8 protein-coding genes are annotated in these 13,379 nt (G+C 41.7%); all 8 read right to left on the bottom strand.

Annotation, left to right across the window (positions count from 1 at the left end):
• Window positions 1–1,019 precede the first annotated feature (1,019 nt).
• The 8 genes from GYM67_RS05665 to GYM67_RS05700 all read right to left on the bottom strand — a co-directional run bounded on the left by GYM67_RS05665 (window position 1,020) and on the right by GYM67_RS05700 (window position 13,218).
• Window positions 1,020–2,030, bottom strand: a complete 1,011-nt coding sequence (locus GYM67_RS05665; protein ID WP_220236005.1) for a lantibiotic dehydratase C-terminal domain-containing protein — start codon at window positions 2,028–2,030, stop codon at window positions 1,020–1,022.
• A gap of 1 nt (window position 2,031) precedes the next feature.
• A complete protein-coding gene (locus GYM67_RS05670; protein ID WP_220236006.1) occupies window positions 2,032–3,597 on the bottom strand; it encodes a hypothetical protein in 1,566 nt (521 codons plus the stop codon).
• A gap of 329 nt (window positions 3,598–3,926) precedes the next feature.
• Window positions 3,927–4,691 (bottom strand): lantibiotic dehydratase, encoded by a 765-nt coding sequence (locus GYM67_RS05675; protein WP_220236007.1) that lies wholly within the window; start codon window positions 4,689–4,691, stop codon window positions 3,927–3,929.
• Window positions 4,636–6,195, bottom strand: coding sequence for a nitroreductase family protein (locus tag GYM67_RS05680; protein ID WP_220236008.1), 1,560 nt, complete (start codon window positions 6,193–6,195; stop codon window positions 4,636–4,638). The genes GYM67_RS05675 and GYM67_RS05680 overlap by 56 nt, the downstream gene beginning before the upstream one ends.
• Entirely contained in the window at window positions 6,192–7,628 is a 1,437-nt protein-coding gene (locus GYM67_RS05685) for a hypothetical protein (RefSeq protein ID WP_220236009.1), read from the bottom strand. The genes GYM67_RS05680 and GYM67_RS05685 overlap by 4 nt, the downstream gene beginning before the upstream one ends.
• A 158-nt stretch (window positions 7,629–7,786) precedes the next feature.
• Window positions 7,787–8,005, bottom strand: coding sequence for a hypothetical protein (locus tag GYM67_RS05690; protein WP_220236010.1), 219 nt, complete (start codon window positions 8,003–8,005; stop codon window positions 7,787–7,789).
• Window positions 8,006–9,136: 1,131 nt separating this feature from the next.
• Window positions 9,137–9,634 carry a hypothetical protein gene (locus GYM67_RS05695; protein WP_220236011.1) on the bottom strand — a complete coding sequence of 166 codons (498 nt, stop codon included), beginning with the start codon at window positions 9,632–9,634 and terminating at the stop codon, window positions 9,137–9,139.
• A 2,966-nt stretch (window positions 9,635–12,600) separates the two neighbouring features.
• Window positions 12,601–13,218: a hypothetical protein gene (locus GYM67_RS05700; protein WP_220236012.1), complete on the bottom strand. Its 618-nt coding sequence runs from the start codon at window positions 13,216–13,218 to the stop codon at window positions 12,601–12,603.
• Window positions 13,219–13,379: the final 161 nt, after the last annotated feature.

Raw genomic sequence — 13,379 nt, forward strand, 5'->3', positions numbered from 1 at the left:
TATTATAAACCATTTTGTGCCAAATACTATTAACATCATCAATAATGTGTAATAACAAATGTTGAGACAATAAATAAGGGGATAAAGCCAAATAATTTTTTGCATTCTTTTTGAACCCCTAGCCCGAAGTAGTATCCTCAGCCTCTTCTGAGTCAAAATTGAAGGTATATTTTTAGTATCTGTATAGATTTCTATTATGCGCAAAGCATCAGATCCCTTACAGGGAATCGTATTCCACATCGATACATATATAGATGTAACTACACATATGGATATAAACCACTGCGGTGTGCTATTCAAAAAAAATCCCAAAATAATAAGAATGTCGTTCATACAGTAAAGACTCAATGGTCCTGCAGCATAAATCATGATTTGTTCTCCACGATCCAGCATTTTGATTGCTGGTAGCAGTGAATAAGGCTTAGGAAAAATGCTGATATGCCCTTCTACGTGCCTAAAGGATCGGACGCGAACAAAGAAATTATAAATAGTCAGATGCATACATTCATGTACAAGAAGTGTCAATAACAGCCATAAAAGGCAGAAGCCTGCTGTTATTGCAAGCTTAAGTCTAGTTAGCTTATTATAATACAGATTTATGTTTCGAGCCCAAAACAAAATCAATAATAACGAAAAAAAGACCATGCCAATCATTGCTGAGGCCAATACAATATAAGAAAATGGGTGTGTATTGTATTCAATCTTTTTACCAAACGACTTATTAGTGACCTTCGATATATCACTTCTTGATGAACTCTGAACAGTTGTAACAAGTCCCTTCTTTGCCAGACTCTGTATTATGATTCTTGACTGGCTCACCGGTTTTCCAAGGTACTTGGATATATCTTCGATCGATAATCCTTGTTTATTAAGCAATTCTAAAATTTTGTACTCAATCTCTGACACTCCGAGAAAAAAATTATCACATTGAATTTGATATATGAAACCGTCAGAAGAAAACAACTTATGTACGGTTTGATTCCTTTTGCAGAACCACTTTGTCCCCTCAGTCAAACTCATCATTTTATTGCTTCATACAAAACAAAGGACAAATATGCTTCTTCACGTATATCGACAAGCATACGATTATTTGTCATATGGAGATACGACCTTGCCAAAGTGGCAACAGCATTAACCCTTGATGATGGTAGCACGAGAGAACCATTCACCAAAAAACTCAAGCTTCCTCTATCTTGCAGCTGATAAATCTGCTCTTTAAGACCTTGACACTTAACAGCCAATTTTGATAGAAATCCTGGTAATTCATTTATTTCATTCTCAAGGCAAGCATCAACGTAAGGAACAATTTGATTTTTTACTTGTTCAACTGTTGGTTTTATACTCAGCCTCCCTGAACCAGATACGTACCCTGGCGTTAATTGAAACGAATGAACCCAGTGATTGTGATAGCTAAGCAGAAAATTAAGTACTTCTTGAAAGGATTCAAATAAACAAGACACGGTTACGGCCATAATCTGTGCACTAAGCCCTAGCCTTATAGATCTGGTCCCTAAATTACCAGTTTCGATTAATGATCTCACAAGACATGAGGAGTCATGAAAATGTTGCTCGGACATAGTCATACCTTCGATGCCACCATAACGTCCATATTCAGGTTCATAAGTATATTTGAATATAGAATTATCGGGACGAAATCGAGGTTTACCATTTTCATCAGTCCATTTGGCATACTCCTCAGGAGGATACTCATTGTTGAAGGCTTTTCGATAATATGCTGGATCGGCAAGTTCAGGAGTCGGGTGAAGAGAAGGATGTTGCTTCATAAAATTCGATATCTCACGAATTAGAAAATCGTGTATTTGATCGTCAAACTCCGGGTTTCTTGATTTCACCCTTAGTCTTACATGTGCACCTTCCAGCCAATAATTAATAAAAAACCAAGAAGAAATCATTTTTTTCTTGACTAAATCATCAATTAAATGGAACACACATTCTTTGAGAATATATCGAGCATCCATTCCATAAAAAATATGATATGCTAGCCACTCATTATTTTGTCTTATATTCATCTCAGACCTTTCTAAAAGTATGACTTATCCCAAAGATGAATTCTTCGATTCTAGAGTAATTTTGTTTACCAACATTCATTGAAAGAGACGGATATATTTCTTGCAATATCAAATATTCTGAGTCAGACTGCAGCGAACGCATCAAATAATCAACGGTATAAATACTATGCATCGTAACATAAATCGGCTTACCTGCCTCTCCTTGATGATTAACTACCTTAATAAAGAACGAGTCAGGTAATCCGTGTTTTGTCAGAAACTTAAATAAGGCAGAATAAGTACCCGTAAGATCGTCTTCTTCAAGAAAGTCATTAAAATAGATAAGCCAAGATTTTCTTGACAACGCGACATCTCCTATTGTTATACGTGGGATTTTTACTGCTTTTCCATGAACTGGTTTTAAATTCAAATATTGTATAAAATCCGTCTGAGCTGTATGAGGAGGTGCTATAAGATCAAGAATTCTTGTTGTTTCAGGACAGGCGGATAAAATCAAATACCCAGTGTAGCATGGGTACAATTCTTCATCCGAAGGTGTGACGAGAGAAATATGATTTTGCTCATGACTCCAACAAACTGATAGGGAACGCAAGTCTAATTGTCTGCCAACAGTGGATTCGTGCCCTTTTTCCCCCGGAAGGTAGATTCTATCAGGAAATATAGGGGAGTGAATGTTCAAGTTTGATACATTCGAACCTGAGGATAGCTCCACTAATGTAACATCATTTTTTTTAGCTAATTCGTACAATTGTTGTTTTTCTTCCATTAGATCGTGCTCAAAAAGGTGATCAAATCGGGACAGATCAAAACCAGGTGCGCCATAAATTCTATTAATTAGTAATCCTCGATCTTCACAATTGACCTTCTGCGCAAAAAATGATAAGTGAGAAAAACGATAGGTGGGTGGCTTATGACTTTCGTTAAATCTTTGCAGCAACAAAGCTATGTCTAGAACATCTCTATTTGAGCTGTTCAGAGATGCCTCTTTTACTTGATCGCAAAAACGTCTGGAATCTTTGACTCGCTGCCAAGCAGATCCAGGTTGTAACCACTGAGACTGAGCAAGTTGATTATCAGATATTGATCTAATATTAACTCGCAAAAATGGGTCATAATATTCAGTTTGAAAATCATGTATGAAGCTTGCTGCATTGACTAAGTTATCATTAGACATTTCTTTTAATACACCACCCATCACATCTCTTACGGGCTGAGTCGTATCCATAATGCGAACGAACTTTTCCAACAATTGACATTGATGTGAGCTTAATTTGGGAAGTGTTTTTTGAATCGAATGACCTTCACTGAATACTGCAACATCTTCATGCACAACAGAACGGGGCAGTTTGGCACCATGACACGCAGAAGTATATAGTTGCTCTACTTTTGAGGCAATTTCTTTCATACTCTTAAGCCTTTGTTGACCATGAACTTTGCTAAATTGATTCGCAATCTGCATATACTCGTTGAGCTGTTGGCCAAGCATTCGTGCGTTCTTCTGTGAGCTACACATTAAATATCTGATGGCCGGTAATCTGCCATATCCGTCAAAATTGCTGTAAACCATACCATCTAGCTCTAGCAAACCTAGGTGTAGGCAACGCAATAGGACATCCCTAGCAGTCTTGGAGTCCATCTGTGAGGATAATTTGTTCAAGAGCTCATGGACAGTCATCGATTGATCGTTTAGAATTAAATAAATTTGTCTCCTCATGGCAGAAAGCGGAAATTGCAATAAGGATTCTTCATTCAAAACTGAGTCGACTCGTTTTAACGAGTCAAAAAATCTCCAGCGAGATCTCCAAATCTGTAAATAACTACCCTCTGTAATATTAACACCATCAGCTAATCTAACAGGGAATGCATCGATAAAGTCCAGATTCTCCTTAATTGAGTCTAGAACACGAGCACATACGTACATATTTGGTTCGGAAATAGAACGATAGGTTTTTTTGAATCATTGCTCTTACCTTCATAAAACTCAACGAAACCGACGGGTGTAAGCCAAGAAAATGGGCTTGTTTTAGTAGCCGCCCTAACCAGATACTTGATTAAGTCACTGGATGCTCTTCTGTCCCTAGCTTTAAATTCAATACCGTTCACCATCTTTTGCTTTAGTCTTTCTACACCGTAATAAAGCGTAGGCGACGACATAATCACTGCATCGTATATGCTGGGGTATTTATCAAGTAATTTTATGGCCACTCTTTCTTCACGATGAGCTTCAGTATCAAACGCTGAGACAGCATTTTTTTCTTGATCTTTTGAAGCATTTATAGCTTCTAACAAGCTAACAACTTTTATTTGAGTAGATTTATTCAGAATACCAAGATTCTCAGTGAGTAGCTCTGTATGCTGGTGTCCGATGCCTTTATTGACTTGTCTTTTTAATTTTATTAATTGCTTTCGATGGTCACCTTTTGCAACTGAGATTTCTGCCTGTAAAGAGCATACGAGTTCTTCAGAAGCCTGTGAGACACGCTCATCCAGCTTAAGTTGCCTGTTCGATAGTAACGTTAGCTGGTCGCTTGACAGTTCATCAACAATGCTTATAGGTAAACCTCCGATGCGGATTTGGCCATTTTTTTCATAAATGAAGGACATATCATTCACCCATTCCTGTAAAATTAATGGCAGTAAATCTTCCCGTTTCCGCATCATGGCCCAACAGTATAATTATTATCGGTTCTTTGCCATCGTCAAGAGCTAAAATCGTTTTCAACTTTACTGCATTAAATCCTAGCAACGTTCCTGCTGAAATTCCTAAGTCTGTCGCCTTTGTATGGATAATTTGACTAAGCGCTGCGCATTGAATTGCTATCTCTCTAAAACCTTGAACTCCGTGATGCTTAGAATAATTTATGAGTGAGCTTGAGATTGTAATCATAGAATCAATCCGCTCCAAGTCATAATTCTGCCCCAGAAGTATATTAGACAGCTCATGATGGGAAATAGTACTGATTTCTGTGCAGTTAAATCGAGAATCTAATCGATACACACCTTTATCTAGACCATTAATATTCACTGATAAAATATGCATTTCCACAGGATTGGAGAAACCCATTTTTAATAATTTTTCCTGTCCGCGTACTGCTGAGGTCAATATTCCAATTAAGTCGTCATATTTCATACTTTCACCAGTAAAACGGCCGAAAGAAGTCTCGCGTTTTTTTAAAATCGCGGTTAGCTTGTTAGCCGAAAAATCAGAAATCCATGAAATCCCTGAAAACTCCAACGACTGTGTTAGTTTTTGTGTCTGCTTTTCTTCACAGACAGCTGCACGCTGCATCGCTTTTATTGTGTTAAATAGAACAGTCTTTTGGCCCCTTTGCCATGACTCAATTCGACACCAATTGGTCGGACAAAGCTTAGATTTTGAATCACTCTCCAAACCTATTCCAATTAGAGCATAGATGCCTTCTTCTAAAGGGTTAAGATGCAAAAGCTGAGCAATAGACCACTCGCTAACATTAAAAGCAATATGAAAAGGGCATCTTACAGCGTCCATGGAGTCGACAAAACTCGCGAGAAAAGTTCCGACATCCATGGTTGAAACGAGATAGCTAAAATCCACATACTTATACGAGGAAATCCAATAATTGATGGCAACGACCAATACATCATCGAATATTGGAAGTTTGTCTTCAATTTCTTGCATAATTACGAAGGAATAATCTCCCATGCCTAAACAACCCCAAGTATCCTGTCGAGGAAGGTATATATACAAACCGGCTGGAAGTTGCTTACTCCCGCGTGTGGCGCGATAGATTGTCAGGGGATATCTTCCCCCACCGGAGGCCATTCCACGTTCGTCAAGATATTGTGAAGCATATCTTAGATTATCCTTTGAACGGTATGGCACAATATCCAAATGGAACCCTTGAATTCCGATCGTGTTGTGTAAACTGTAATCTATACAGATTTCAGGATCTACACATCCAGATATATTGGTTAAATGATCTGTAGGCTGCAGGGGATATTGTTTGCACCCGATATAGTTCTTTTGATTTAATGGCGCGAGTAAACCCGATGGCATACTATACCCATTCTTGGGCATAGTTATCTCTGCGCGATGATATATTAATTTACTGTATTCCTCAGCTACCCTTTCATTTGGTAGTTCATCCCATTCGTGTGCCGTCAGTTGTTTAAACACCTTAATCACATTCTCTCTTCTGTCAACGGTGCTATAGCACAGGCTTTAATCCCAACCTTATTTAAGGAATATAAATTCAAATCAGCAGACATGAATACATTGCTAAGAGTATTATTAACTTTATTTTTTTGTATTTGAGTAGAAGCCTTACAATCACGTGGGATTACACCAGAATTGTATGCAATATAACGCTCTAGGCAATCTTCTAACGATTCGATTTTAGTTTGCCCTACACCGACAATTGTGTTGTTTATATTTAACAGTGAGCACCAAACTTGAGGCACCACTTCCTGCATATAGACTCTTTGAATTGATTTTTTATGCATTTTACAGTATTGTTCAAATACTGCTTTAAAGGGCTCCTCAAGTTCTATATTCATCGGAGCAAATTTAAAATCACTCATCTTAATAAGAGAACGAAAATACCTATAAAGAGCATCGCGAAAGGCATCTTTCTCAGTGTAACCCAGTCCGATTGTTAACTGTCTTTGGTTACTAGGAAACACGCCCCCAGAACGATAATGACCATCTACATCCCGACGACACATCGTATGTTGGTACGTTTCTTCATAAGGCTTCTCATGCAGTTTTAAGCTTAAAGCATTAAACGCAGCATTGGCTCTCGCCTCGGCTAGAGATTCTACACTCCACCCATATGCATAAGTGATTTGACCGTTTAACCGATATTTAACTTTGCTGATTTGTAAATAAGTCTGGTTTATATCGTCGTCGGAGAAAGATTGCAGCAGCCCGGAGAACGGATCCACAATACCAGTCACTCTTACGCTAAGTTCTTTCGCACGGTAGTGCAGTTGATCACTATCTTGCGTGCTGCGTATTAATAATTTTCCTTTTTCAGCATCATTCCCAGCGTGCGGGTCACAAATCCAAGCAATTTTGTGTCCAATAGCTTCACCAGTACTTGCATCTACCACAATAATACCGTCATTGGTTTCCGAAAGAGTGGGATCAACAAAGAGTTTGAATAAATCAAATGAGGCCACTATTCCAGCTATGTGCCATATTCCAGGCGGGATAGATTCGTCTTTATCTTCACGACTGGAGTCATTTATATATCTTGAAATCTCAGTGTTTTCTGTATTGTTGGCAACGCTGAGTATCGCATCTTTAAGGTGACATGAAGTTGAAGACCGCATTATAGGACCGATAATTATCTTGTCAATCAAAGTGAGTATTGGTATAACTAGAATCGTTTCGGGCAGTGCGTCTATAAACTCAGAAACCAAGCAAAGATTCTCTATCTTATATTGAAAAATATAAATACTAGTGTCTGAATCACCCTGACCTATGCAAGTCCTATCTGCGGGATTGCTTATACGCTTTACATACCCCAAAGATCCTATCCCATTTTGCACTAGCGACTTAGACACAAATTGTGCAAAAGGTGATTCACTATCTACTACAATACGCTGTCGTGTCAAGTTGTTAAAAACTCTATATGGCGTATCGCAAAAATGTGCTGCAAGCCGAATTTGATTTGCATAATTCTGACGAATACGCGATGGGATACTCTTTGTATTAAAATCCTTTATAAGAACGATGCAATCACGTTCTATAAGTGATGTCAGTAGTCGTAGAACTATACTTTGATTTTTTTGTTTACAAAACTAAGAATTGTGGAAATGTTATTATTTCCTCTCAAGAATGGCACTAAGGCGCGAAAAAGTTGGTATTGACCAATGCCTCTAATTTCAAACTTGGCTCGATTTTGACCAAGAACAAAGAGTACCCCTTTTTCAGTGCGAGAAAACATAACATCATCACGCAGCAGCAGTGTGTCTGATTGTGAAATTACCATGTAAAGTCCAATTCTTTTATACATCGAGTATCAACAAAACAGAACCCTTCCTGAATATAATAGCATAGTAAAAACAATAGTTGCATTTTCTCCCGTAAAGGTTGACGTGCAATTTTGATTTGTCAGATTCAGTCTCATACACAATCCAATGACAAAGCGTGAAAGACTCTGCACGTGGTAACAAGCAGTCTATCAGCAAGTTGTATTTCGATAATATTTAAATTATTAAAATTCTCCCTAGATGGGAGAAATGGGATCGACTTAGCCCTATATTGAACAGTTCATATGCTCTACTTAAGGTTTGTAAATGCCCAGCGAGCTGTAGCGCGATACAACAATTATACGGATTATTAGGTGCAATATGAGAATCTCTTCAACCACAATCGCTCCACTGGCACAGAGCAGATTAGTCAGACTTTAGACATACCAAAAAGAAAGACCTGGCTAGTCAGGAATAATAGACTGCCAAAATAGGAAAAGATGTACTTGCTATTTACATTCCTGAAGTGTAAGAGCATGAGCCGCTCATGCACGCTATCTTATGTCAATGACCTGAACCGCTATACCAGCCACTCACACTATATTTTAAAATAATAACATATATTGTTTTACGTTCATCTGATGTTCGACGGAGCATTAGATTCGTATTCATTGCATGCGACGAGTGCAAAAACCTTTGGGCAAAAAAATAGTTCTTGCAGCGTACTGATTGAGTATTTAGATAATTTCATGAAACGAGGGCGAAAGAGTAGGGAATTTGCAAGCAGTGTCACACGGACCTTAGCTACTTACGCAATCTACAGTTTTAGGCAGTTGCTCAGTGGACGCAGTCCGTGCTGATACCATTTGAGCCGTCCACATGATGCTTAGCTTGGCATTTGCCGTCTGCCCTGTCCATAACTCTGGCTCTAATCCGCTGCCAGTCGCGCAGCAATCGCTTGTGCTTGCCGGAACTCTGCAATTCTGCTGCATTCACTTGAATTGGCACTCAAAGGCAGATGTGGACGCGTGGCCTGACTCGTGTCTAAATGTTGAGCTTGTGATGCAGCCAGGCTGGGTTGAAAATACAACCAGGCTCAAATTATCTGCAAAGAACCTTTCAAGTCAATATATTATTTTTGCTTTGTTCGATCAGCGCACAATCAGTTTTGCGCTTATCTTAACAAAATTATCTTGCTCGTTGAGCAATGGGATAACATCGTTGATTCTCGCATGTGCTGGATACAAATTTCGCAATGCCATCAAAATACTTACAGCCACATGTACGCTTAAAAGCACGATTACAACGCTTCCAACTCGATGAATCCATGGCGATAGGTATGGTGACCCTGGCAGCTGAACAACCATTACTATCAGAGTTATTACTGAAACAAGAACAGCGCTATATGCCCCCGCGAGAATATGTGCTATAGAAGAATCAAACAACCACCTCTCAGTTGAAGTTCTCAATCCCTTATCCGCTTTAAAGATTTGTCTCCAGTTTGCAAGCTGACTGAACGTAGTGATCAGTGCACCTGCCAAAATCCCCATCACAGCAATCAAGGTATCGCAAAAATCAAAATGGAGTCTTAACAGATGCGCAGCTATTCCTGCCGACAGCGGCACTATATAGACAACAAATATCTTCAAAATAGAACGTCGTACCTTTATGGGCAAGTGTATTCTCTTCAGAATCGACTAACTTTCTTTAGGATCGGGAGTATAGAAATGTAGCGATTTCCACTGTCTGCGGTTTATCGACATTGGAACCATTGAAATTTCCATGGAACTCCTTCCTCAACGGAGCTATTTAATAACAACTTATTAGCGATAGACTTGTGTCGTAGAAAGATTACAATCGACATTAAAGGCAGGAAGATTATACTTGCCATCGTCGGCAGCAATCAACCTCGGGTTATTCCCGGCATCCTTTTATAAGTCTTTTTAGCCGACCCATCTGACATGGGATAAGTGAACAGCTAATCTACGGTTTCTGCAGTCACCGTCTTGATTTTGCCATTTTCCTCGTAAGTAATTCCACCGTTATTTATCATCTTCTTAGACAATTACAAGCTGTCCATAGGTATCATCGCAGCCACATCCTGAACGCCTTGCAGCCGACTGAGACTCAATTTTTTTGCACGGCTTTAATCCACTTTTGAGCACTTTATTGATTCATATTCGCCATGCTGCACTAACGCTAGACACGGTCAGCGTTAACTTCTAATTCTCTCGTGAGCCGAAACCAGACAACGAATGCATTCCAAGCTCGATTTTCTGAGGCTTAGCAGATGCCGAAATGCTATCGGACCTATTCCGATAAATAACCGGAGTGGTAGAAAATCTATACCATTCCCCGTTCGCTACTGTTTCAGAATGATCGTCTTTCGAAACTTTCGATATTGATAGGTGATATTTGTACGAGATATATTGTAAAAGGTTTTCACCCTGCGCAGATCTACCATTCACCGTGCAAGCCATGTAGCAAACATTTTTATCGGGCTCATTTTGTTTGGGTTCAGGGAAAGACATACGTACTTCATATAGACTCGACGCGGCTTTCTTACTTATATTTTCTGGCTCGCCGAATCTGTCGCGTATAACCAGTCCTTGTCGCCATAATGACCAAAAGTGATGCTGGCGACAAGTACCTTACCGATTTTCTGGCAAGCTTATACGCAAAAACAAGGAGTCCCTTTTAAATCCTCCTCGTCAGTTATCAGCTGCAAGTCTTCCGGGTTAATAAAAGCAGATGCTCTTCCCATTACTGTGTCATCAACTCAATTATCTATGCATATATGAAATCTTCCAGCTCTGTCCAGCAAGTTGACCTGTACACATGACCTTACCATTTTCCAGTCTCGACCTTATAAAGACAGTATAAAAGCAAATCACTCATGCGATAGGCTTCCTTCCTATCTAATTTGTGTCAACAAAGATTGACACCAACAAGAGCAATCACTGGCTCCAAGAATTTAGAATGGCCGGACATCTTTGCCGACTCCTAGACTAAAACTAACTGTATTCATAATACATGACCTAAGACCAGTAGGGGGGGGGGGGTCATGCCTACGAAATATGCAACATCGACTGTCAAATCTGCCCTAAAACTACATCTTTCGCAACTCAGTCATATATTGCTCTCGCTGCACCCGAAATTCAGTAACCTCTCGATTAGCTATACAGCTCTAGAATAGCTGGTAGCCGACCGATAATCACCAAAGACTCCTGAGAATAGAGACACAGGGGACCAATATGCTACACAGACAATACCGCGGTACACGAATAGACGTTGTCAGTCAAAGCGAACAAAGCGCGCTTCACAGTAAATCAGCATTAGCTCGGAAGACTGCCAACCCTGTGGTGAATGATCAGTATTCTAGGTCGAAAATTCACATTCCACTGGAATGTCTGCACGCTGCAAGATATCAGTCCAGGCGGTCTGGATGGTATATCGCCCTAAGCGTGCAACTCGCAGACGAATCCCTATCTAATAATGCCAAACTCTCGGAAAATAACCCCATACCCACCCTACAAAGCGTTTCGTCGAAACTTTCCATGCCTTGCTTTCCAGAACCCGAATCCTCTGCCCGAGCCGTCAAAAGTTGCACACCGTAAAAGCCGGAATTATGGATGAATTAAAAACTGATGAGGTTATCCCATAATCTCAGGCAAGGGCAGGACCTGGCTGGTGCTGTACGGCGGTCGAATAAACGACGAGGCCGTTGATAGACTGTTGTGTGGCGTTTACGCCTCTTTTCACGGTGCAGATAAGTCTAGGGGGGGGGGGGGGAGAGAGATGAACGCAACTCGTACCATGGCAGTGGAGGCTTACGTTGACGGCTAAGAAAATTGAGCCAGGCAATCATTCCGTTATCGTCGATGGCCTCGACTTCCAATGGTCTGTGCAGATAGACAATGCCTCTGTTTCAACATCAAGCAAATTTGTTACTGCAATCAACTCCATTGCCCGCCAGCATGTGGCTATGCATCCCAGGTTCCAGAGACTCAGGAGAGTGACGACACAGCTATATCATCAGTATTCGACCAGTTTGCCCATCTTGCAAGCCTCCACGAGTCAGGCGCCCTGGATGACGAAGAATACACAGATACAAAACACCGACTGCTAAACATCTGAGGAACCAGTCGTAGGGCCCCGGTTCAGCAGAGCTTTGCCCTGTGAATACCTTTGTCACTCAAATGAGACACAAAATCTTGCCTCAAGCAATTCCCAAAACTATAAAAACGCAGCAATTGCGGCTGTAAGGCTTTCGTGTGGTGCGCCAGACAGGATTCGAACCTGCAACCTGCTGATGTACTGAGAGCAAATACCCCATACTGTGCCGAACTACCTAAAGCTATATAGCAGAAGGGAAATTGAGCCGATCAATACAGATAAAGCTAGGCTGAAATTGGGAGAAAAACGACGTTCATCGTGTCTGAATCGTGTCTGGATGTTTCTTTCCTTGTCCCTGTGGGGTATGGCCGGCTTACGTCATCGACCTAAATTGAATCTAGGGGGTTGACCCTACCTCTGGGTTAGGGTCGGTGGATGGCTTATGGCTGTGGGCTGCGTTCTGCTGCCGTTGGGTTCTTTGCGTCGGGTTCACTTTTGCTTAGGCACTTATGCGCTTGATTACCTCGAAGAGGAAAGTAAGATCCGCGAGCCTGGCCGGGCTGTTTCGCCAGGCGTGGCCCGTGTAGGTCATGTACCGGCCTTGCGAGTAGGCTTCCGTGTCCATCAGGCCGCGCACCTTGACGCCCTTGCGTTCGGCGCACCTGCCCCAGATGTGCAGGCCCTGTCCGGAGGGGCTGATCTCGACCCAGGTCCTGCCGGCCACGGGCGCGAGCAGCATCTTGGCCCAGTCGGCCAGGTGCCCCCGGGAGTCGTAGCAGTGATCCAGATCGATGCAAGCGAACCCGCCGCCCAGGGCGAAGCCCAGGCCGTCCCCCGCCGTGGACTGTTCGGCCATGGGCAGGCTGGTCCAGGTTGCCGGGTCGGTGCTGGATGCCGGGGCTCCGTCGAAGCGGATCGGCCTCTTGCTGGTTCCGTCGCCTCTGTGGACCAGTTGCCAGCGCAGCCACCGGTCGGCCATGGCCATATCCGGGGACACCGGCATCGTCCTGCCCGCCCGGTGGGCCCGCTGACGGCAGGCGTCCGAGCAGAACCTGCGCCGGCGACCCCTCCCCACATGCTCAGGCAGGGGCTTGCCGCAGAACTCGCATCGTGTCATGCTTTAATTATATCGTGACATTACTCTGAAAACAAGAAAACTAAGCAATATCAGGCATTCAAGTTATTACGTGACAACGGTAAAAACATGGTTCCTGTCACGGAATGCAGAGCCTGGCACATTCCCAGGATGCCCCGCAAGCCACAGAAACAGGCCACAAA

Origin of the sequence: Bifidobacterium asteroides (assembly GCF_019469425.1) — a bacterium.
Lineage (GTDB): Bacteria > Actinomycetota > Actinomycetes > Actinomycetales > Bifidobacteriaceae > Bombiscardovia > Bombiscardovia asteroides_I.

What these genes read in the sequence shown, in the direction of transcription:
- GYM67_RS05665 (WP_220236005.1), bottom strand. Translation starts at nt 2,030, where the DNA reads ATGAATATAAGACAAAATAATGAGTGGCTAGCATATCATATTTTTTAT.
- GYM67_RS05670 (WP_220236006.1), bottom strand. Translation starts at nt 3,597, where the DNA reads ATGGTTTACAGCAATTTTGACGGATATGGCAGATTACCGGCCATCAGA.
- GYM67_RS05675 (WP_220236007.1), bottom strand. Translation starts at nt 4,691, where the DNA reads ATGATGCGGAAACGGGAAGATTTACTGCCATTAATTTTACAGGAATGG.
- GYM67_RS05690 (WP_220236010.1), bottom strand. Translation starts at nt 8,005, where the DNA reads ATGGTAATTTCACAATCAGACACACTGCTGCTGCGTGATGATGTTATG.
- GYM67_RS05700 (WP_220236012.1), bottom strand. Translation starts at nt 13,218, where the DNA reads ATGACACGATGCGAGTTCTGCGGCAAGCCCCTGCCTGAGCATGTGGGG.